We start from the raw sequence: 20,540 nt of genomic DNA, 5'->3' as shown, positions 1-20,540 counted from the left end.
ACTCCCTGCAATTCAATCATTGGTCAAGCCGCAGGATGATGTCGGTGGCAATTTAATTGAAACAGAATCAGCCTGTGGTCAAAAGTTTTGCTGTTGTGCAATAAAACGAAGCCACCGGTACTTCTCGGATGATTTCTTGAAATGTGATACCCTCATTGGGTGTGGTCAAGCGTGTGTATGTACGTCATCGATGGTTGACCGTTGTCTGATACAGATGAGAGACAATCCCACATGACAAATAAAATCCAAAAGAACAACCAGCCCCGACGGGAAAGACTTGAATTGTTGTTTGACTCATTGGTGTCAAACCAATTGTTGATTTTGGCTGCAGGCCTCATTTTATTGTTTGCCATGGTTGAGCACAAAAGCCTGTTCATTTTGCTGACATGGGGGGCGATTCTGCTGGTTTCGATCCTGTATCGGGTGTTCCTCAAATGGCAATATGATCAACACGCTCCGATCCAAACAGCACAGCTGGGTCATTGGGAAAACCGATATTTGTTTGGTATCTTGTTGTCTGCCGTGGTCTGGGGGTCGGCGGGGTGGATGCTGTTTGTGTATGAGTCCATGGTACACCAAACCATGCTCGAGCTCACTTTGGCGGTGATTTGCATTGTGGCTTTGCGGGTGTTGTCCCCGATGAAGCGCGGCTTGTTGCTGTTCTTGCCGATTGTGGTGATCCCCATCACCATCCACATCGTCAATTCCGACAGTCCCATAGGTGGTCCGATGGCATTGTTGGTGGTGTTGTATATGGTGGTTTCATTTGTCAGTGGCATCAAATTCAACAAGCATTTCAAAGAGAACCAACAGCTGCGATTTGAGGCCATTGAGCGTGAGCAACAGCTGCAAGAAAGCGAGGAAAAATATCGGCTGCTGTATGAGAAATCAGAAGATCCCATGTTGATCATTGCCGATGGCAAACTGGTCATGGTCAATCAAGCCACGGTGGATTTGTTTGGCTACGCCAATGAACAAGAAATGTTGACCATCAACCCGTTCTTTTTGACCCCGGAGATGCAGCATGGTGGGGTGACTTCGTATGAAAAGGCGCTGGCAACCAAGGCCATTGTGGAAGCCAAAGGCTACTGTCGATTTGAGTGGCTGTATAAAAAGAAAGACCAACAGGTCTACCCTGCAGACATCACCCTCACGGCCATCCCATTTGGTGGCAAGCCGGCGATTTTTTGTATTCTGCGAGACATCTCGGAAAGCAAAAAAATTGAACAGGAACTGATCCAGGCCCAACAAAAAGCCGACAGTGCCAACCAAGCCAAATCGGTGTTTTTGGCCAACATGAGCCATGAAATCAGGACCCCCATGAATGGCATACTGGGCACCTTGGATTTGATGTTACAGAACCCGTTGCCAGCAGATCAAAAAGAGCGCGCCCGAATCATCCAAAACAGTGCCGATTCACTGATGGCGATCATCAATGACATTTTGGACATATCAAAAATTGAAGCCGGCAAGTTGACGCTTGATGATCAACCATTCAACCTGCAGGCATTGATGGCCGAGTTTGCCGAATCGATTCAACCTGGCTTGGCTGAAAAAAGCCTGAGTTTCCAATATGAAATGGAATCGCTTGACCAGCAAAATTTCATCGGTGATGCCGGTCGCATCAGACAGATCTTGCACAACCTGGTGGGCAATGCGATCAAATTCACAGACAAGGGTTTCGTGTTTGTCGATGCCCAAATGATCTGGGAAAATGCCGCAGAGGCTCTTTTGAAGTTCAACATCAAAGACACCGGCATAGGCATCCCTGAGGACCTGCAAGAGAATTTGTTCAACCGATTCACCCAAGCCGATGACTCCACCACCCGCAAGTACAGCGGAACCGGATTGGGCCTCAACATTTGTCAACAATTGGCCCGACTGATGGGTGGTGAAGTGGGGGTCAACAGCAAGCCGAAACAAGGCAGTCATTTTTGGTTCACCGTGCGCCTAGAAAAACCTGACCAATTGTCTGGACATGACAACCCCAAGCCAGCCTCTGAGAAGCAGCAAATACCCATGCAGGGACACATTCTGGTGGTGGATGACAATGAAACCAATCAATATGTGGCCAATGGTGTGCTGGAAACCTTGGGGATGAGTGTGACGTTGGCCGATGACGGGGCTGCCGCCGTCAAAGCTTGGCAAAACGACGCCTTTGACCTGATCATTATGGACTGTCAAATGCCCATCATGGATGGTTATGCAGCCACAGAAAAAATTCGACAGTTGGAAGCCGAACAAGGCCTGCCGCCCATTCCAATCATCGCCATGACCGCCAGCGCCATGCAGGGCGACCGAGAAAAATGTTTGGCTGCAGGCATGAATGACTACATCACCAAGCCGATTGAATCAGCGATGGTGCAACAAATCATATCGCCCTGGTTATTGAATCACACAACCCAATCGGCGCATGATTACACATCTCACAAGCAATCAGGTGAGGCTGATAAAAAGGCGGCTGTCTTTGATTATGCAGCATTATATAAAAGATTGGCGGGTGATGAGGCGTTGATCAAAGACATCATTCACAATTTCACTGATAGCATGGAAAAACACATTCAAACTTTAAAGCACCAGGTGGTACAACAGGATTATGAGGCCGTGAGCCTGACGGCGCATGCTTTGGTTGGATCAGCCGCCACCATGGCCTGCGATCAACTGAGTGCGTTGGCGCTGGCCATTGAGCAGGCCAGCAAACAAGGTGATGGCCTTGCGGTCGAAGCATTGATACCAAAAATTGAATCCAGCTTTACCGCCAGCGAATTGGCCATCCGAGCGCAGATAACAGAAAAATGACCTGATTGATGTTTCAGTGTGGTGCACCAGTCACTCACTGAAACTCAATCAGGGCAACATTCTCCCTCAGTATTTATACTTTTAAGGCTTCTTCTACATTTTGAGTTTTGCGGCGCGCCAAGGCCAGATTGCCTTTTTCTTTGTCAAGCACCACATACAAGAACAGACCTTTTTGCGAGACCATCGGACGAATGATGTGGTATTGATCGCCCAAAGTGATCAAGATGTCTTCGATTTCGGTTTTTAGGCCCAGGTTTTTCATGGTTTTCATTTTGGCTTTAACCACTTCAGAATTACCGGCAGCGGCCAGCTCCATGTCCACTCCAGTCCCCATTTCACCCAGCACCATGCCAGATGAACTGTCCACCAATGACACACACTTGGCGCCATCGACTGTCATCAAATCTTCTAAACTTTCTTTAATGTTGGCCATAATATTTTCCCCTATTTTTGAGGTTGGCTGTCGTTCGCAGCAGACAGTTTCGCTGTTTCTAAATAAGCGGCCAGCTTATTCAGATAAAAACGGATTTGACCCAAGTTGGGATCATTGCCTGATATCAGGCTTAAGACACATGGTTTGTCTTGGTATTTGGTTTTGATCATGAACATCAAGCCTTCGTTGGTTTCAATGCAAGTGGATTCAAACTTGGCGCCGATCAATTGCTTGGCGGCGGCCGAACCCAAAGCTGTGAGTGAGCTGGTCACAGCCGAGAGTTTGTCGTCCTCTACTTTGAAACTGCCGGCTGTTTGACTGAACACAGAGAAGCCATCCTCGGTGGTTAAGCTCAAGCAGCGAATGCTGTGTAACTTGCTGTCAATTTGTTTGAATAAGTCTGCAAAAGTTTGTTTCATTTATTGGCTCTCTTCTATGGCTATCAAGGTTCTCATGATTAAATTGGCGCATTCTTTGTCTCTGGCATCAATGGTATAGACTGGCAGATTCAAACCGCGTGGCTGCAATGTGGATTTTATTTTTTTGATGGTGGATTCACCGGACTCACTGTCCACGTGGGTGATGCCAATCACGCACGGCATGTGTTGTTGAATGTCAAAATAATCCAACAAATGGTCCAGTTCATGGATCGATTCTCGATCCCTGTTCCTGACCAAGATGACCACTGCCCACAACCCATCCTTGACAAAATCCCAGATAAAGGAAAATTTGCGCTGTCCAGGCACACCATACAAGCCCAAGGTGGTTTCTTGATCGACCACGATGTGTCCATAATCGATGCCAACCGTGGTCATTTCTTTGCCAATGTCGACCGATGACTCCACATCGGTGTTCACGGTGTTGATGCTGCTCAAGTTATCTATGATGGTGGTTTTACCTGATCCCACTGAGCCGATGAAAGCCACTTTTTTATGCATGCCAACCTCGCTGCCGAGTGGGCATGACACAGGGCTGATGCATCAAATATGTGAGGCAAGTGTCAGTCATGGTGATTAAAATCCAAAAAGTCGTTTCAAATTGAAAATGAAGCCAGACTCACCTGTGGGTTTGGCTGTGGTCGTGTGGTCAGTGTCGTGATTGGGAACCATGGCCAAATGTCCAGTCAACAATGTGGCGTTCAAAAATTGACACAGCAGGGCAGGTTCAACACCCATGTGTTGGATGATTTCCTTTTGGGTCATGGCTGAGTGCCACAAGCCAGAACACAATTGAATGAATTCCGGTTTGAATTTCAATTCGCCAAAATTGGGCCAGGAAATCAACTTGAACTTGGGGTCATTCAGGTCCAATCGCTTTAACATGTTTTGGGTCTTGTCATCCAGCCCCAGTTGCCAGCACCAGTTTTCCAATGCTGCGGAATGTTCGAGTTCAGCTGGCAGGGGGTCCGATGCGGCGAGGATCTCAGTGTCGTGGTCAGGTTGGTCAATCAAGGCCTGCACCAACGCTTGGTCTATCTTGCGGTTGGCATGCATGCGGTTGTTGTCTTTATCAAACAGCACACACCAGTCTGATGATGCCACCATCATCAAGCTGTCACTGTTGGCTTGCATGTATTCCAACAAAATAGTTTTGAATGGTTTGAGTTGGTCCACCGCTGCAATGGATTGGTTGGCGTGTAAACTTTGTTGGCCAAGTGCGCTGAACAAGTGCCTCAACGATTTGGGATTGAGGTTGGGTAGAATTGGGGTTTTTTGGCCGTTTTTGCGATTCAATGCATAATACACAGCACCATCATCCAAATAGTCTTTCACCACCAACACATCACTTTGTCGCGTGTCTTCTGTGAAACTCAGCTGGCTGCCATTGTATTCACTTTGGAGGCTCAGAATTGATTTGATCAAGGCCAAGTCGCGGCCCCCCATGGCACAAGCTATGCGGATATTCATAACATTCCCCCCGTGCTTATCATGAACTGAAACCAAACAGTGATTTGAGCCGGTTGGTGAAATGGCTGACTGCGGAGCCAGAATCTCGCTGAAGGTTTTCTCGCCCCTCCTTAAGCTCAATGATTTGTAGCAAAGATGCCGCATTCAAAAAATGATTGACGATGTGTTCGTTGCCATTGACCAGCTGCAACAATTCCGATTTGCTCATGGTTTTCTTGGTTAAATGGGCGCTGAGCACGATGAAATCCGGGCTGTACTTGGAAAAACCAAAGTTTGGCCACTCAGTTAACCGGTAGTACTTGCCCACCATGTTCTGTTTCAAGGGGCGGTTGGACACATTCTCCCAAATGGTTTCTTGCAATGAATGCATGTCAGGAACCCTCCAGATAGGGTTGGCATATTTCTTGCAAGAAATCATCCACAGCGTCGGTTTCAATCTTGAAAGGATTGAATTGGCTTTGGCTGGAGTATTTGCGGTAAACGCGCTCTTCTGGTTCGGAGATGGAAATAAATTCCATCGACCACACTGACCAGTGCCTTTGTTTGATGGCGCACAACTTGATGATTTGAGCATCATGGTGACGGGTGTCTTGGATGATTTTATTGTACAACTGGCTGACAGCCACCCTGGGTCCCTCCAAAGCCTGTAGGAAAAATTGACTGTTGAAGACCAACACACCAGTGATGTTCCGTTGTTCATTGTGTGCCTGGGCTTGGATCAAAATTTGCTCCAAGTCTCTGCCGTCCACATGTCGGTCCTTGATACTGGCATAGGTCAACCTGACCAAAGATTGGTTGTTATTCATCACCCAGCTCCAATAATCGTTCAAATAAAGGTTGATAAGCCTTGAGTTGATCCGCTTGGCACAAACCCATCACTTGATTCATGAACCAAATCATGCCATCTCGATCCAGCACCGACTCCAAATTGATCAAGATGTCCCACAGCTGATGATCGTTGGTGAAGTGTTGTTTTAACAGGCCAGCAAACTGTTGTTTGATGGCAGACAGGGCTGGTTGTGATGGTTCATTGATGCCTGCTGTCTGGTCTGGATTAGGGGCAACATTGGATTTGCGGATTAACCCGATTTCGGCCAAGGCTTGCAGCAGAGAAAAATCACAACGTGATAATTCAACCGATGCAGCTTCCTGGTGGCAGAGAATGGCGTTCAGGATCTGGGTCCACTCGATCGGCAATTTGAGGGTTTTGGCATTGGCCATTGCACGATGGCCAGCTGGGGTAATCTGGTACAACTTTATCCTTCTTTATTACAGCATTCTGGACGGGTGTTTACCCGATTTGCTAAGGGACCAGCAGTCCTGCCATCAAACTTGACAGCACGTCTGGCAGCAAATAATGCCGAATTACACACTCATAAAAATTCAGCAAGTGAAAATTTACACACACACAGAGATTGATCAAAAAACTGCCCACACACAATCTATTGAATACGCTCAAACTCTTAAATTAGTTGTATCGTATGTTCATTGTTCATGTCAACCCAAAGATTGTGTGCACGTGTTATACAAGCCGTGATTGGACCCACGCTCAAAATTTAAAATACTTTGATATCAATGAGTTGTCGGTGATTTATGAAAATAGATATTGACTTGGTTTGGTTTGTGAAAAAACATCACATGACATTTATGTGACGAAATGATGACACTTTTTGCCACCTCATTTGTCCATCAGTTCACTCAATTCCAACCACTCGGCTTCATAGTCATCCAATTCACTTTGCAGCTGTTGCGATTCTTCCATGCAGCGTTTGAGCTCGTGTTGGTTTTCTGGTTCGTAGATGTCTGACTCACCCAGGCGGGCGGTGACGTCGGTGAGTTTTTGGGTCAGTTGATCGATCAGTTTTTCCAGTTTTTGCAGGCGGTTTTTCGCCGCCTTATTGGCTTTGTGGTTTTGCTTCTTGTTGATCGGAACCACGTTGTTGGCAGCGGCTTCGGCTTGCTTGATCTGGGCTTTGATGAAACTTTGGTAGCCATCCAAATCGCCGTCAAACGGGTGAATCTGGCCTTGGTCGATGTAGACCATTTCATCGATCACGGCATTCAGCATGTGCTTGTCATGGGACACCAGGATCACTGCGCCTTCATAATCTTGCAAGGCAAAGGCGATGGCATCACGCATGTTCAAATCCAAATGGTTGGTCGGCTCGTCCAACAGCAGCAGGTCCGGTCGCTGATACACGATCAGGGCCAGGGCCAAACGCGCTTTTTCACCCCCGGAAAAGGGCTCCACCGGGGTGTCGGCTTTCTCGCCTTGGAAACCGAAACCACCGAGGAAGTTTTTCACCACCTGTTCGGTCGCCTCAGGATCCAGTTGCAGCACATGCTCAATGGCGGTGGCCTCAGGGTCCAATTGTTCCAGCTGGTGCTGGGCGAAATAGCCGATGTGCAGGTCCTTGGCGGTTTTCAGCTCACCCCGCTGCAAGGCTTTGTCCCCTGACATGGCTTTGATCAGGGTCGATTTACCCGCGCCATTGCGTCCCAACAAACCGATGCGCGCCCCGGCGGTGACCGAAAAATTGAGGTTCTTGAACACCAGGTGATCGCCATAGCCGATGTCGGCACCTTCTAATTCGACGATTTGGTGCTTCAGGTTTTGGCACGGATAAAACGCAAAGTGAAAGGGGTTTTCCACTTGTGCCGCGGCGATGGTGTCCATCCGTTCCAGGGCTTTGAGGCGGCTTTGGGCTTGCTTGGCTTTGCTGGCCTTGTAGCGAAAACGGTCCACATAGGACTGCATGTGGTCGATTTGTTTTTGTTGTTTTTCAAACATCGCCTGTTGCAGGGCCAAGCGCTCGGTGCGGATTTTTTCAAAGGCCGAGTAATTGCCACTGTACAGCGTCAGTTGTTGCTGTTCGATGTGCAAGATGTGTTGCACCACGCCATCGAGAAAATCGCGGTCATGCGAGATCAGCAACAAGGTGCCTTCATAGCGTTTCAGCCAGTCTTGCAACCACACCACCGCTTCCAAGTCTAAGTGGTTGGTCGGCTCATCCAACAACAACAAATCCGAACGGCTCATCAGGGCTTGGGCCAGATTCAAGCGCATCCGCCACCCCCCAGAAAATGATTTGACCGACTGCCCCTCTTCACCAGGGGCAAAACCCAAGCCGTGTAACAGGCGACAGGCTTTGGCATGGGCGGCATAACCGCCAATGCGCTCCATTTCAGCATACAATTCACCCAGCTGCTCGTGCTGCTCTTGCGCGGTGGCCTGGGTGATTTTTTGTTGCAGCTGGCGAAACGCCACATCGCCATCCAAGACATAATCCAAGGCGCTTTGGTCCAGTGCCGGGGTTTCTTGTTTGACGTGGGCGATGTGCCAACCTTTGGGCACGCTGCAGGCGCCCTGATCGGCTTGCAAGTGGTCCATCAACAAGGCAAATAGACTGGACTTCCCGGTGCCATTGGCGCCGGTCAAACCCGCTTTTTGTCCCGGATGGATGCTCAAGTTGGCCCCTTCGAACAACACTTTGTGGCCGCGTCTCAGGGTCAGATTGGTCAATTGAATCATGGCGCGTCATTCTGCAGCAGTGGACCGCTAAAATCAATTATAATCACTGTTTTGGTTGGAGAGAGGCCCATGGATGCCATGCTGATTTATGCTTTGTTGGCGGCAGTGTTGTTGTTGCTGTTGGTATTGGTGGTGGTTGGGGTGCACCTGAACAGACGACTCAAGGACCTGCATGCCGCGCTGCAAGACCTCGCCCAATCACAACGCATCTTGGCCAACAACCCGAAAAACTTTGAGGAAACCAAGCGCATCAATGCCTTGAAAAAGAACCCATACGACTGAAGGATCACACCATGGAAATGATTTTTTTGGGCACCTCATCAGGGACACCAACCAAGGAACGCAATGTGTCGGCGTTGGCGATCAAAATGCAACAACACAAAGCCTGGTGTTTGGTGGACTGTGGGGAAGGCACCCAGCACCAACTGCTGCACACCCCGTTGTCATTAAAGCACTTGGCCGCCATCTGCATCACCCACGTGCATGGTGACCATTGTTTTGGATTGCCTGGCTTGTTGGCCAGTGCCGCCATGGCCGGTCGCACCGAGCCCATGACCGTGGTCGCCCCTGCGCCGATCCAAACCCTGATTCAGACTTGCCAACAAGTGTCGGACACACACTTGCCCTATGCCATTGAGTTTCAAGCTGTTGAATCTTTGACCGGTCCCTTGCGGTTGGCCCACTTCGAGGTCACTCACCATGCCCTGAGTCATCGGGTGCCTTCATTTGCTTATCGGTTTGCCGAAGGTCAGGTGGCCCGCCAACTGAATGTCGAGCGGTTGTTGGCCGATGGCATCCCGCAAGGTCCATTGTGGGGCCAAGTTCAACAAGGCCAGCCGATCAAAGGGCCAGCCGGTGAATCGGTGCCAGCAGAGCGGTATCTGTTGCCGGCCAGAAAGCCGCGCGCGGTGGTGGTCGGTGGTGACAATGACGCCCCTGAACTGTTGGCCGCGGCGGTGGCTGGGGTCGATGTGTTGATCCATGAAGCGACCTACACCCAAGCCGTGGCCGCGCAAGTGGGACCAGGGCCACAACACAGTTCAGCCCAGCAGGTGGCTCAATTCGCCGCTTTAGTCGGACTGCCGAATTTGATCTTGACCCACTTCAGCGCGCGCTATTCGAGTGATCCCGATGCCAGCTCCAGCATCTTTGAGATCGCCGAAGAAGCCCAAGCTCACCACCAAGGCCCCTTGTTTCTGGCCGCCGATTTTGACCATTTTTTGCTGAATCAAGAACATGAATTGCGGCGACTGCCCAAATAATTCAACCCCGTTATGGCTGTGAAAGCCAATAAAATGGTAAAAAAATGCAATTTAAATTGCAAATTTACTCAAATTTGATAAATTAATAAAGAGTCGTTCTCAGACTGCACAAAGGGTCTGGTGGGCGCACAGTCGATGACATTGATTTTTTTCGATAACGAGGAGTTGTTCATGAATCCAGATACCGCCTTAACCAGAACCCGCAGTGGACGTGAGTTTGTGGCGCGGGCGCCCCGTTATCAACCCCACGATTTGATGGTGGTGCTCGATGCCATGACTGATCAGGTGTTGGGCAAGGTGGTTAATTTCAGCGAGACCGGTGTGCAGGTGTTGCTGCGAGGTGACCAGCCTTTGCCCAAGCATCAAATCAAAGAGCTGGCATTGGTGTACCATCAAAATTTCCAGGAAAAACACATCAAAGTGCAGGCTGAGTTGTTGTGGTCCAAGACCAGTGACCAACATGACATGGTGTTGGGTGGCTGTTATTTTTGTACCAAAGACTTCCGTTCGATTTATCACTTGAATCAATTGATTCGAAAACATCACTGATCACAAGCTAAATTCATGTTCACTGAATCCTCTGGCCACCATGTGTTAACCTCCACCGATCTTAATGTGGTCAGTGCATTTATTGAACGGGCTCACAGGTTAAAACCCAAGCAAACCATCAACGTTTTTACAGCCGATGACCAAAATTTGCTTGGTGAAGTCGTTAATTTCAATGAACAAGGCATGCAGTTGGTGTTAGAACGCGTGTTACCCATTAACCACATTGCCGAATTGGTTTTGGTCTCATTCAATGTTAATGGCGAAAAACAATTGATCAAAGTGTATGCTGAGTTATTGTGGATAAAGTCGCAGCCCGATGACATGCGCCCTTTGGCTGGATTCTATTTGAGCAGCAAAAATTTCAAAGCCAAGTTCCGTCTTGGCCAACTCATTAAATCCAACAGCTTAAGATCGGATTGAGACTGAGAACGATGTAAGCAGTCATTGATCCGGTGGTTTGGCCGTTCGACTTTTATTCAATGTTTGTAAAATCTGCTCCCTGGCTTCCAGTAAAATTGAATTGCGATCGAGGTTTTTGACGATGTTTTTGGCCACGGTTTTGGGCCCGTCTTTACCCCAAGAGTTGCCTTGGATGAAATAATACTCAGCGATTTGACCGACCAAGTAGGTGGCGTAATAGGCCAATGAGCCTTGGGCGGTGGCGGTCAAGGTGGTGGACAGGCCAGCACTGACGGTTTTCATCGCCGATGACAGCAAGTTCACACCCCACACCGCGCCCATCAAAACCGCCAGCTGGGCCATGATGGTGGTGGTCAGTTTGGTGGCCTCGACTTTGCCCAGGGACAAGCCATAGAGTTTGGACAATTGTCGAATCATGGCCACATCCAAGCCCGCGGCCAACAACAAATCAGCCACCGGAATCGGGTTGAAAGCCACGCCAATGCCCTTGGCCATGCAATGGGTGCGGATGATTTTTTGTCCGGCGGTTTTGCGAACCTCGATGATTTTTTTGGCCACATCTTCGGACACCTCGCCGGCAAACAGGCTGGCGTTCAAAGCGGTGATGGTCTTGCCTTCCTTGTCCAACAATTCCCAAATCAGCTGTTTCAATTCATCGATGTGGGCCGGTGGAGTTTCGGTTTTTTCTTGGCGCGAACCATCGGGCAATTCAACAATCAAAGTGCGGGCCCGGGGATCGGCCGACACCGCCACCAAACGCTTGTTGAGGTGCTGGGTTTTGGCCTCAATGGACGCTTTGATGCGTTCAATTTCATCGTGGGTATACAAGTCGGCCTTGTTCAACACCACGATCAGGGGTTTGTTGGGTTGGGCAATGATTTCCAACTGTTGTTTTTGTGACTCACTCAGATCACCATCCAGCACAAACAAAATCACATCGGCTTGTTTGGCCGCTTGTTGGGCCATCACCTCGCGTTCTTCGCCATCGAATTCGTCGGTGCCTGGGGTGTCAATCAACACCACCGATTGTTGTTCATAACTGGGCCAGTCCAAGTGGCTGGTGTGCTTGGTTTCGCCATGCAAGGGGCTGACTTGGAAATGCGGCTGACCACTGATGGCATTGAGCAAAGAAGACTTGCCAGTGCTGACTTTGCCGAAGGCGACGATGTGGATTTGTTCTTGTTCCAGCTTGTCAATCAAGCGCTGGATGTTGGCATACTCATGACTCAGTTGCTCTTTGACCACCGCGGGGATTTTGGGGTCGTTGAGTAACTGGCGCAAGCTGCTCAAGGCCCGATCGTTGACCGTCGGTTCAGTCGTTGCCGCCGCTGCCTCTGGTTCAGGCTTTGGGGCTTTTTTGTTGGCTGAGTCTGAGCGCCATTTTCGCCAGATCTTTAGCCAGTTCTTTGGATGTGCCAAGCAGGTTTTCCTCAAAGGTTTGTTGGGTTAACTCGGTGTTCAAACGACCTTCTTGCTGCACGCTGGTCATCACCGCTTTGCCCAATGAGTTGAATATCAGGCCATAGGCCACGGCATGCATGATGCCACCGGCCGCCGTGCCGATGCCCGGAAACGCTTTCAAGGCGTTGCCTGCCACCGCCAACACCAAGGAGGTGGAGGTGCGCAGTTTGCCGCCGGCCGATTTCAGCACCTGGTCCACTTGCAGCTGGTTGACCGGCACGTCATACAATTGGCACAGTTCGCGTACCAATTGGGTGCCGATGGTGCCTTGGATGACCAGATCAGAGCCCGGTGCCACCGAGGCCAGGGCGCCGACGATGGCACGGCGGGTGTGGCGTTCGATGGTTTCTTGGGCCACCTCAGCATTGAACGTTTCACTGGCGCTGTGCAACTTTTCTTCGGCCAGGCGCAGGATGCCGGCATCGCGAAAGCGGTGCAGCGCATCGGGGTTGTTGCTGATCACCAGTTCGATGGCGGATAACAGTGGCTTGATTTTGGGTTCGATCGGTTCGTGGTGTTGACTTTCGGTGCCGTCGGCGTGTTGCACGACCACCGGTTTGACCCCGCCGGTGTTGATTAACACCACGGGGAATTGTTGTCGGGTTTTGTGTTCAATGGCGGCGGTGATTTGCTGCACTTGGGCGGCAGAATAGACGTCGACTTTGTTCAAGGCCAGGACCATCGGTTTGTGCAAGGCATTGAGTTGTTCAAACAGCACCATTTCACTGCGGGCCAAATCGGTGTTTAACAGAAACACCACCACATGGGCCCGCTGGCTTTCTTCCAAGGCCAATTGGCTCAGTTCGGCCTGATCCACCGCGTCGAAGCCCGGCAGGTCGGTGATCACCAGTTGGCCGAATTGATGTCGGTGGGCTTCAATGGTGGTGCCTTTGACCACATCAATGGCCACTTGGGCATTGGGAATCAAGGCTTGAATCAAACTGGACTTGCCAGTAGAAGCGCTGCCAAACAGGCTGATGTAGAACTGTCCACTGCTGCGCCGACTGTGCAGTTCCTGCATTTCGGCATCGGCCGCCTGGGTGTCCACCCCACGGCTGCGCTCTTGCTCGATGGCGGCCGACAGGCTGCTTTCGTCAATCACTTTGACTTGGGGTTTGCTTTTGACTTTGGGTCGGGTCAGTTTGATGAACAGCCACACCGGGATCACCGCCACCACCACGATCAGGCTGGCGTACATCACCGACACCCACAACGGGGCTTCCTGCAGGTACTGCCAGATGGCCAACAACTTTTCAGCCAATACCAACACCACCATCAGGGCCACCAAGCCCATGGCAGTCAAGGCCATCACCAACAAGGTTTTGCTGTTCAACTTCATGCCCACATTATAGTCAAAAAAGGTCCGGGCCTCGCGTGCTGATCGTAATCTGTTGGCTGGTGTCTACCGGGCTTTGGCGCCGGTGGACTGGGTTTTTTGCCACCATGGGTCGATGATTTCATGGGGCAGGCCGTGGCGTTGAATGCGGTCGGATAACTTGTCATGGTCGGCCTTCTTGTCCCGCACTTGAGGCTCGATTCTGAGGTAATAATGGTGAATTTGTTGCGGATCCATCTGCTGTGCCAACAACCATTCATTGGCGGCCTGATCGGCGTCATGTTCCAGTTGTCGGTAAAACTTTTTCAAGCGGGATTTGGTGAAAAAGGTCGGTGGGTTTTGTATCTTTTTTGCGGCTTGCAGGTGATGGTCCAACAACAAGTGGGCGTGTTCATGGGCCAGAACGTGGGCCAATTGGTGGTCGTTGTTGATTTGTGACAACAAGCCCTGGGTCAACATCACCACGCCATGGGCCAAGGCATAGGCATTGGCATGATCGGCGTCCAACACCAGGCAGGATTGAAAGCGCTCCAAGGCCAAGTGTTCAATCAGTAGTTGGCATTTGTTGGCCCAACGTGCATCGGGGTGCAAGCCATGGCGGGTCACCATTTGGGCCTGTTGCTGTTCGGCATCTTGCAGCAAACGCTGATTCAAATCGCTGTCGGCGGCTTGGCCAATGCCCGCAAAAAACAGTAACATCCAGGCCACATGGCCGTTAAAGGTGTGTGTATGACGAAAGAATTTAAGCAAATTACTCGTTTTGTACGAAGACAGTGATAATATACATGATCACTGAGCCGTCATTTGATTTATTGTGAAGGCTGTTTATAATAATCCAATTCATTTATCAGAGGAACTGTTATGCCTACTGTATCGATCGATATTGATGATCAAGTCAAAGCACATTTTAATAAGTTCATCGAAGAGCATGGTACCAACATCGATGCCAATGACGTCCAGGAGGCGAGAGAGAAAGTGGCCGAAGTGCGGGCCAATGTGGACGATGGCTATGTGGTGGACCAAGTCGGTTGTCTGTCAATGATGTTGAGCATGGTTGAAGACAAAACCTGGGTCATTGAAGACAGCAACAAAGAAAAAATCAACGCCACCATCAAGTATTTCATTGATGACAACGACGTGATTCCAGACCACATTCCAGGCATCGGTTATGTCGATGACTGCATTGTGATTGATGGCACCATGGATGCGGTTGAAGAAGAAATGATGGAATACAAAGATTTTTGTCGGGCCCGCTTGGTGTATGCCAAGAACGGTCCTTTCAGCATGGAAGACTGGGCTGAAATCAAAGACCAGGAAGCGGTCAGCCGCGCCCGTAACCGACGCTTCCGAAAATCCAAGCGCCAACGGGGTTGGTGAAGCACTGAACCAACATCAACACCCCACAAAACACCCGGCTGGTCCGGGTGTTTTGTCGTTTATGAGGGGCAAAATCGCTCACACGGGCACAAAGGGGTTTGATTTTTGCCAAACACAACCCATTTAGGGGACTTACCACCAGACAAAAATCCAATGAAAGACTCCATGCACAACTACCGCGGCACCACCATTGTCAGCTACCGAGATGAGAAACAAGTGGTGATTGGCGGTGACGGTCAGGTCACCCTGGGCAACACCGTGATGAAATCCAACGCCCGCAAAGTCAGGTGCTTGTACCGCAATGAGGTGCTGGCCGGATTTGCTGGGGCCACGGCCGATGCCTTCACCTTGTTTGAGGTGTTTGAAACCAAACTGGAAAAACATTCGGGCCACTTGATTCGTTCTGCGGTGGAGATGGCCAAAGAATGGCGCACCGACCGGCGCTTGGGTCGCCTTGAGGCCTTGTTGGCCATCGCCGACAAAGAAACTTCACTGATCATTTCCGGCAACGGCGATGTGATTGAACCAGAACATGGCCTGATTGCCATCGGTTCGGGCGGTCCCTTTGCCCAAGCAGCGGCGCTGGCGATGATCAAAAACAGCCAACTGCCGGCCGAACAAGTGGTCAAGGAAGCGCTCAACATCGCTGCCGACATTTGTATTTACACCAATCGCAACCACACCATCGAAAGTTTGGAATTATAAGGAACCGCTATGTCAAACATGACCCCCCGAGAAATCGTCCAGGAATTGGACAAACACATCATTGGCCAGCACAAGGCCAAGCGTTCGGTGGCGATTGCCTTGCGCAACCGCTGGCGTCGCATGCAGCTGGACGAGGCGATGGCCAAAGAGATCACCCCGAAAAACATCCTGATGATCGGCCCCACTGGGGTAGGAAAAACCGAAATTGCCCGACGCTTGGCTATTTTGGCTGATGCGCCGTTCATCAAAGTGGAGGCAACCAAATTCACCGAGGTCGGCTATGTCGGCAAGGATGTGGAATCCATCATTCGTGATTTGGTCGAGTCATCCATGAAGAAAGCCCGCGAAACGGCGATGAAACAAGTCAACAAAATGGCCGAAGATGCCGCCGAACAACGGGTATTGGACCACCTGTTGCCGCGTCGGGAATCACCAATTCCGGATGAAACCGTTGATGACAGTGCCACCCGGGCCAAATTCCTGACCCGATTGCGCGAAGGCAAGTTGGACGACAAAGAAATCGAAATCAAGGTCAACATGAACATGGGCGTCGACATCATGGGCCCACCGGGCATGGAAGAGATGACCGATCAGTTACAAAGCATGTTCGAATCTTTGGGCAAGAAGAAACAACAAACCAAGAAACTGACCATCAAACAAGCCTTACCGATCCTGGCCGAGCAAGAGGCCCAAAAATTGATCAATGAGGATGAAATCAGACAACAGGCTCTGACCCAAGCCGAGCAAAACGGCATTGTGTTCATTGATGAGATCGACAAAGTCGCCAAAAGTGGCGGCATGGGTGGCTCCGGTCAAGTGTCTCGCGAAGGGGTGCAGCGGGATTTGTTGCCGATGATTGAGGGCTCGGTGGTCAACACCAAATACGGGCCGATCAAAACCGATTACATCTTGTTCATCGCTTCCGGCGCCTTCCATTTGAGCAAACCATCGGATCTGATACCCGAGCTGCAAGGCCGCTTGCCGATCCGGGTTGAACTGCGGGCCTTGACCAGCGAAGACTTTGAGCGCATCCTGACCGAGCCAGAGCATTCATTGACCGAACAATACAAGGCCTTGATTGGCACCGAACAGGTGACCTTGAACTTCACCACCGAAGGGATCAAACGCATTGCCGAAATATCCTGGTCGGTGAATGAAAAAACCGAAAACATCGGCGCCAGGCGCTTACACACGGTGTTGGAAAAAATCCTTGATGAAGTGGCCTTTGAGGCACCCGATAAATCCGGACAGGAATACACCATCGATGCCCAGCAGGTGGATGAAGCGGTGGGAGAGCTGTCACAAGACGAAGATCTGAGCCGTTACATATTGTAGTGATGCCTTGTGAAATCAACGGATACAAGGGATAATACGCGCTTTCTATTTTTTTTTGAGAAGAGGATCTTATGAAGACACATTACAAACTGTTTGCTTTGTTGCTGGTTGCCCTGATGGGTTTGACCGCTTGTGGCGGTGACGACAACTCCGCAGCCGCTGAAATTGCCAAGATGGACACCGACACCCCAGACGGTGCCTTCCTGGCCAATGTCGCGGCGATGAAAGCCAACGACCTGCACTCGTTGATCAAAAATTCACTGAGTGAGCAACAATACAACGACTTGGTTACCGAATTTGAAAACAACAAAACCGGTAATTTCTCAGAAGCCGATAAAGCCCAGTTTGCCCAAACCATGAGCATGCTGACCGCTGACGGTGCTGAAGATCAACTATATGCCATGGCTGCACCGCAATTGGAGCAAGCCCGAGCCATGTTGCCAATGATGGTGATGATGGGTAAAGACCAAATGGTCCAAGGCATCAAGCAAAACCCCATGATTCCAGAAGAGCAAAGAGAAACCCTGGCGGCTGTGGCCGGCGCTGCGGTTGACTGGATTGGTGAAAACGACGTGTTGAGCGACGAAAAAACCAAAGCCGCCATTGCTTCGGTGGTCGGCACCGCCAAAGCCATGGACATGACTTCTTTGGATGAAGTGGAAAACATGACTTTTGAACAAGCTTTGGCCAAAGGCTCGATTGCCTTGGGTGGCTTCAAAGACCTGTTGAATGTCTATGGTTTGTCAATGGATGACATGTTGGATTCAGTGGATGTGAGCAACGTCAATGTCAACGGCGACAATGCCACCATGGATGTGAACTTTGAAATTTTTGGTCAAACCATCAAACAAACCATGAACATGGTGAAAAAAGACGGCGTTTGGGTGGGTGAGCAATAAATCCACTGCCAAATTAAGTTCAGAGAAAGGGCCGATTGCGGCCCTTTTTCAACTGCGTGACTTTTGCCACCATTGCTCATGAACCCGAATCTGCTACACTGATCTCATGTCATTGCTCAGCAAACTGTTGTACCTGCGGGTCAAAGTCGAATACAGCCCCAAAAAACTGAAAACCCTGGGGGTGGATCAAGACTTGCCCTTTGTCTATGTGCTGTCCAGTGAGTCGACCATCTCTCGCAGCATTCTGTGGGAAGAAATCAATCGGGGCAACTTGCCCAAACCGTTCAAACTGGACGCCGAATTCGGCCTCAACAAAAGCATCTTGGCATCGAAAAAACTGGTGGGGTATTGGAACCGCCAAACCGACTACAAGGAGTTTGAAAAACAACTCACCGATGTCATCACCCAAATCAAACAAGACGGTGCCAAACAACTGCAGTTGATCCCCATCTCGGTGTTTCTGGGGCGGGCCCCCGACCGTGATCACGGCATCTTCAAAGTCATCTTTTCAGAAAAATGGGGCATCACCGGTCGCTTTCGCAAATTCATTTCGGTGTTGGTGCATGGCAAACACACTTTGTTGCGTTTGAGTCAACCGATTGTCATCAACCAAGAGTTGGATGACTCCAAAGAAGCCCCGGAGCGCATGGCCCATAAACTGTCGCGGGTCTTGCGCTTGCACAACAACCGGGTCAAAACATCGGTGGTGGGCCGGGATTTGTCGCACCGCCGCACCATCGCCAAAAACATCATCAAGCGACCGGTGGTGCAACAAGAAATTGCCAACTATGCCGACCGCCGCAAGATGCCGCTGGAAAAAGCCCAGAAAGAGGCGCAAAAAATCATTCGCGAGATTGCGGCGGATTATTCCTACTCAGCGATCAAATTCATGAGTGGCATTTTTCGCTGGTTCTGGACCAAGGTGTACGATGGGGTGAAATTGAATTTCTTTGATGATTTGCGCCACCTGACCACCGAAAAAGAAATCATTTACACGCCATGCCACCGCAGCCACATCGATTATTTAATCCTCTCGTATTCGCTGTATGAACGGGGCATCGTGCCGCCGCACATCGCCGCGGGAATCAATTTGAATTTGCCGGTGGTGGGGCGCATCCTCAGGGGTTCAGGCGCCTTTTTCTTGCGCCGTTCATTCAACTCCGTGTTGTATTCGACCATCTTTTCTGAATACCTCAGTTCCTTGATCGCGCACGGTGTGTCGATCGAGTATTTCATTGAGGGCACCCGCTCGCGCACCGGTCGCCTGTTGCACCCCAAAGCCGGCATGCTGGCCATGACCGTGCGCAGTTATTTGAACGAGCGCAGCAAACCGTTGGTGTTCGTGCCATCCTCACTGAATTACGAAAAACTGATGGAAGGCGCCTCTTACAAGAATGAACTGGGTGGCAAAGGCAAACAAAAAGAATCCATCGGCGGCTTGTTCAAAACCATTAAGCTGTTGAAAGAAAACTATGGCCGCTTGACGGTGAATTTTTCTGAGCCCATTGAGTTGGACAAGGTGTTGGATAAGCACCAGCCGAATTGGCGAGACATCAAACTGGACGTCAAAGAAAAGCCCCAATGGTTCAAAAATGTGGTGTCAGACACCGGTAATCAAATCCTCACCCACATCAACGAAGCGTCCCACGTCAATCCGATCAATCTGTTGGCCGTGACCTTGTTGTCCACCCCCAATCGGGCGGCTTCCGAAGACAATCTGCGCGCCCAAATCCGTTTGTACAAAGACATCATCACCCAGCTGCCCTATTCTGAACGCACCACCGTGACCGGACTCAGTGAAGATGAAATCATCGCCAAAGGCATCTTTTTGGGCTTCATTCAGCGGGTTGAGCACCCTCTGGGCGACGTCATCCAGGTCAAAGACGAAATGGGTGTGTTGATGACCTATTACCGCAACAACGTGCTGCACTTGTTCGCCGCCAGCTCATTCATTGCGATGTTTTTTGTCAACAACCTCAAGCACCCGCGGCGTGAGGTGTTGCGCATGATGGCCATCGTTTATCCCTTCATCAAAAATGAATTGTTCTTGCGCTGGACCACCGAGGAATTCGTTGAATACGGTCGCCAAACCTTGGCCACACTCAAGTCCTTGGATTTGTTGGTCTCCACCGGCCGCAACCTGGAACGCCACAAAGGCGGTTCCTTACAAGCGGCCCAATTGCGCGTGTTGGCCAATGCCTTGATGCAAACCTATGAGCGTTTTTTCATCGTCATTGCCTTGTTGAAAAAACGCGGTTCCGGCAACCTCACCAGCAATGAATTGGAGTCCTTGTGCCATCAAGTGGCCAGTCAACTGTCCTTGCTGTACGAATTCAATTCGCCCGACTTTTTTGACAAAAACCTGTTCCGCCAATTCATCTCGGTGTTGAAAGACGAACAGATCATCCGCGTCGATCTGGCCGGCAAAATCATCCACTCGGACAATCTGGAGCCCATGTACCAGGGCGCCAAAACCATCCTCTCGCGCCGGATCAGACACAGCATATTGTATTTGTTGTGAGGCC

Annotated in this window: 21 protein-coding genes; 10 read left to right on the top strand and 11 right to left on the bottom strand. The window is 50.3% G+C overall.

The window, feature by feature from the left end; all coding sequences use genetic code 11:
* Positions 1-231 precede the first annotated feature (231 nt).
* Positions 232-2,799, top strand: a complete 2,568-nt coding sequence (locus tag K7G70_RS01150; protein ID WP_223786754.1) for a hybrid sensor histidine kinase/response regulator — start codon at positions 232-234, stop codon at positions 2,797-2,799.
* A gap of 73 nt (positions 2,800-2,872) precedes the next feature.
* Here K7G70_RS01150 and K7G70_RS01145 read toward each other — a convergent pair whose 3' ends face one another.
* From K7G70_RS01145 to K7G70_RS01110, 8 genes are all read right to left on the bottom strand, one after another.
* Positions 2,873-3,232, bottom strand: a complete 360-nt coding sequence (locus K7G70_RS01145) for a hypothetical protein (RefSeq protein WP_223786753.1) — start codon at positions 3,230-3,232, stop codon at positions 2,873-2,875.
* A gap of 11 nt (positions 3,233-3,243) precedes the next feature.
* Positions 3,244-3,651, bottom strand: coding sequence for a roadblock/LC7 domain-containing protein (locus K7G70_RS01140; protein ID WP_223786752.1), 408 nt, complete (start codon positions 3,649-3,651; stop codon positions 3,244-3,246).
* A complete protein-coding gene (locus tag K7G70_RS01135; RefSeq protein ID WP_223786751.1) occupies positions 3,652-4,170 on the bottom strand; it encodes a GTP-binding protein in 519 nt (172 codons plus the stop codon).
* A 75-nt stretch (positions 4,171-4,245) separates the two neighbouring features.
* A complete protein-coding gene (locus K7G70_RS01130; protein WP_223786750.1) occupies positions 4,246-5,139 on the bottom strand; it encodes a hypothetical protein in 894 nt (297 codons plus the stop codon).
* 19 nt (positions 5,140-5,158) lie between these two features.
* Positions 5,159-5,509 (bottom strand): hypothetical protein, encoded by a 351-nt coding sequence (locus K7G70_RS01125; RefSeq protein ID WP_223786749.1) that lies wholly within the window; start codon positions 5,507-5,509, stop codon positions 5,159-5,161.
* A gap of 1 nt (position 5,510) precedes the next feature.
* Entirely contained in the window at positions 5,511-5,945 is a 435-nt protein-coding gene (locus K7G70_RS01120) for a BLUF domain-containing protein (protein ID WP_223786748.1), read from the bottom strand.
* Positions 5,938-6,360: a hypothetical protein gene (locus tag K7G70_RS01115; protein ID WP_223786747.1), complete on the bottom strand. Its 423-nt coding sequence runs from the start codon at positions 6,358-6,360 to the stop codon at positions 5,938-5,940. Before K7G70_RS01115 ends, K7G70_RS01120 begins: the two co-directional genes overlap by 8 nt.
* Before the next feature lie 457 nt (positions 6,361-6,817).
* Positions 6,818-8,671, bottom strand: coding sequence for an ABC-F family ATP-binding cassette domain-containing protein (locus K7G70_RS01110; RefSeq protein WP_223786746.1), 1,854 nt, complete (start codon positions 8,669-8,671; stop codon positions 6,818-6,820).
* Positions 8,672-8,740: 69 nt separating this feature from the next.
* Here K7G70_RS01110 and K7G70_RS01105 point away from each other — a divergent pair, with 69 nt between their 5' ends.
* From K7G70_RS01105 to K7G70_RS18085, 4 genes are all read left to right on the top strand, one after another.
* Positions 8,741-8,953, top strand: coding sequence for a hypothetical protein (locus K7G70_RS01105; RefSeq protein WP_223786745.1), 213 nt, complete (start codon positions 8,741-8,743; stop codon positions 8,951-8,953).
* Between the two features lie 11 nt (positions 8,954-8,964).
* Positions 8,965-9,933, top strand: a complete 969-nt coding sequence (locus K7G70_RS01100) for a ribonuclease Z (RefSeq protein ID WP_223786744.1) — start codon at positions 8,965-8,967, stop codon at positions 9,931-9,933.
* Positions 9,934-10,104: 171 nt separating this feature from the next.
* Entirely contained in the window at positions 10,105-10,482 is a 378-nt protein-coding gene (locus K7G70_RS01095) for a PilZ domain-containing protein (protein ID WP_223786743.1), read from the top strand.
* Positions 10,483-10,497: 15 nt separating this feature from the next.
* Positions 10,498-10,902 carry a PilZ domain-containing protein gene (locus K7G70_RS18085; protein WP_431310015.1) on the top strand — a complete coding sequence of 135 codons (405 nt, stop codon included), beginning with the start codon at positions 10,498-10,500 and terminating at the stop codon, positions 10,900-10,902.
* A 21-nt stretch (positions 10,903-10,923) separates the two neighbouring features.
* Here K7G70_RS18085 and K7G70_RS01090 read toward each other — a convergent pair whose 3' ends face one another.
* The 3 genes from K7G70_RS01090 to K7G70_RS01080 all read right to left on the bottom strand — a co-directional run bounded on the left by K7G70_RS01090 (position 10,924) and on the right by K7G70_RS01080 (position 14,398).
* Positions 10,924-12,183 (bottom strand): GTP-binding protein, encoded by a 1,260-nt coding sequence (locus K7G70_RS01090; protein WP_223786742.1) that lies wholly within the window; start codon positions 12,181-12,183, stop codon positions 10,924-10,926.
* Between the two features lie 58 nt (positions 12,184-12,241).
* Entirely contained in the window at positions 12,242-13,702 is a 1,461-nt protein-coding gene (locus K7G70_RS01085; protein WP_223786741.1) for a GTPase, read from the bottom strand.
* A gap of 63 nt (positions 13,703-13,765) precedes the next feature.
* Positions 13,766-14,398 carry a M48 family metalloprotease gene (locus tag K7G70_RS01080; protein ID WP_223786740.1) on the bottom strand — a complete coding sequence of 211 codons (633 nt, stop codon included), beginning with the start codon at positions 14,396-14,398 and terminating at the stop codon, positions 13,766-13,768.
* 162 nt (positions 14,399-14,560) lie between these two features.
* On the opposite strand from K7G70_RS01080, the gene K7G70_RS01075 reads away from it, so the two are divergent.
* The 5 genes from K7G70_RS01075 (at position 14,561) to plsB (ending at position 20,536) form a co-directional block, all read left to right on the top strand.
* Positions 14,561-15,076: a YkvA family protein gene (locus tag K7G70_RS01075; RefSeq protein WP_223786739.1), complete on the top strand. Its 516-nt coding sequence runs from the start codon at positions 14,561-14,563 to the stop codon at positions 15,074-15,076.
* A gap of 153 nt (positions 15,077-15,229) precedes the next feature.
* Positions 15,230-15,781, top strand: a complete 552-nt coding sequence (hslV, locus tag K7G70_RS01070; protein ID WP_488801366.1) for an ATP-dependent protease subunit HslV — start codon at positions 15,230-15,232, stop codon at positions 15,779-15,781.
* Positions 15,782-15,790: 9 nt separating this feature from the next.
* On the top strand, positions 15,791-17,116 hold the full coding sequence (hslU, locus tag K7G70_RS01065; RefSeq protein WP_223786737.1) for an ATP-dependent protease ATPase subunit HslU: 1,326 nt from the start codon (positions 15,791-15,793) through the stop codon (positions 17,114-17,116).
* A gap of 71 nt (positions 17,117-17,187) precedes the next feature.
* A complete protein-coding gene (locus K7G70_RS01060; RefSeq protein WP_223786736.1) occupies positions 17,188-18,015 on the top strand; it encodes a hypothetical protein in 828 nt (275 codons plus the stop codon).
* A 106-nt stretch (positions 18,016-18,121) separates the two neighbouring features.
* Positions 18,122-20,536: a glycerol-3-phosphate 1-O-acyltransferase PlsB gene (gene plsB / locus K7G70_RS01055; protein WP_223786735.1), complete on the top strand. Its 2,415-nt coding sequence runs from the start codon at positions 18,122-18,124 to the stop codon at positions 20,534-20,536.
* The last annotated feature ends 4 nt before the right edge of the window (positions 20,537-20,540 follow it).

Origin of the sequence: Marinicella meishanensis, assembly GCF_019931145.1 — a bacterium.
GTDB classification, from domain to species: Bacteria; Pseudomonadota; Gammaproteobacteria; order Xanthomonadales; family Marinicellaceae; genus Marinicella; species Marinicella meishanensis.
Note: the sequence above shows the minus strand (reverse complement) of the source record. Positions and strands in the feature narration are given on the sequence as shown.

Bases quoted from the DNA above. Each gene is read 5' to 3' on its own strand.
- K7G70_RS01140 (WP_223786752.1), bottom strand. From the start codon at position 3,651: ATGAAACAAACTTTTGCAGACTTATTCAAACAAATTGACAGCAAGTTA.
- K7G70_RS01060 (WP_223786736.1), top strand. From the start codon at position 17,188: ATGAAGACACATTACAAACTGTTTGCTTTGTTGCTGGTTGCCCTGATG.
- K7G70_RS18085 (WP_431310015.1), top strand. From the start codon at position 10,498: ATGTTCACTGAATCCTCTGGCCACCATGTGTTAACCTCCACCGATCTT.
- K7G70_RS01100 (WP_223786744.1), top strand. From the start codon at position 8,965: ATGGAAATGATTTTTTTGGGCACCTCATCAGGGACACCAACCAAGGAA.
- K7G70_RS01150 (WP_223786754.1), top strand. From the start codon at position 232: ATGACAAATAAAATCCAAAAGAACAACCAGCCCCGACGGGAAAGACTT.
- plsB (WP_223786735.1), top strand. From the start codon at position 18,122: ATGTCATTGCTCAGCAAACTGTTGTACCTGCGGGTCAAAGTCGAATAC.
- K7G70_RS01115 (WP_223786747.1), bottom strand. From the start codon at position 6,360: ATGGCCAATGCCAAAACCCTCAAATTGCCGATCGAGTGGACCCAGATC.
- hslU (WP_223786737.1), top strand. From the start codon at position 15,791: ATGTCAAACATGACCCCCCGAGAAATCGTCCAGGAATTGGACAAACAC.
- K7G70_RS01130 (WP_223786750.1), bottom strand. From the start codon at position 5,139: ATGAATATCCGCATAGCTTGTGCCATGGGGGGCCGCGACTTGGCCTTG.
- K7G70_RS01125 (WP_223786749.1), bottom strand. From the start codon at position 5,509: ATGCATTCATTGCAAGAAACCATTTGGGAGAATGTGTCCAACCGCCCC.
- K7G70_RS01085 (WP_223786741.1), bottom strand. From the start codon at position 13,702: ATGAAGTTGAACAGCAAAACCTTGTTGGTGATGGCCTTGACTGCCATG.
- K7G70_RS01135 (WP_223786751.1), bottom strand. From the start codon at position 4,170: ATGCATAAAAAAGTGGCTTTCATCGGCTCAGTGGGATCAGGTAAAACC.
- K7G70_RS01145 (WP_223786753.1), bottom strand. From the start codon at position 3,232: ATGGCCAACATTAAAGAAAGTTTAGAAGATTTGATGACAGTCGATGGC.
- K7G70_RS01105 (WP_223786745.1), top strand. From the start codon at position 8,741: ATGGATGCCATGCTGATTTATGCTTTGTTGGCGGCAGTGTTGTTGTTG.
- K7G70_RS01095 (WP_223786743.1), top strand. From the start codon at position 10,105: ATGAATCCAGATACCGCCTTAACCAGAACCCGCAGTGGACGTGAGTTT.
- hslV (WP_488801366.1), top strand. From the start codon at position 15,230: ATGAAAGACTCCATGCACAACTACCGCGGCACCACCATTGTCAGCTAC.
- K7G70_RS01075 (WP_223786739.1), top strand. From the start codon at position 14,561: ATGCCTACTGTATCGATCGATATTGATGATCAAGTCAAAGCACATTTT.
- K7G70_RS01120 (WP_223786748.1), bottom strand. From the start codon at position 5,945: ATGAATAACAACCAATCTTTGGTCAGGTTGACCTATGCCAGTATCAAG.
- K7G70_RS01080 (WP_223786740.1), bottom strand. From the start codon at position 14,398: ATGTTACTGTTTTTTGCGGGCATTGGCCAAGCCGCCGACAGCGATTTG.
- K7G70_RS01110 (WP_223786746.1), bottom strand. From the start codon at position 8,671: ATGATTCAATTGACCAATCTGACCCTGAGACGCGGCCACAAAGTGTTG.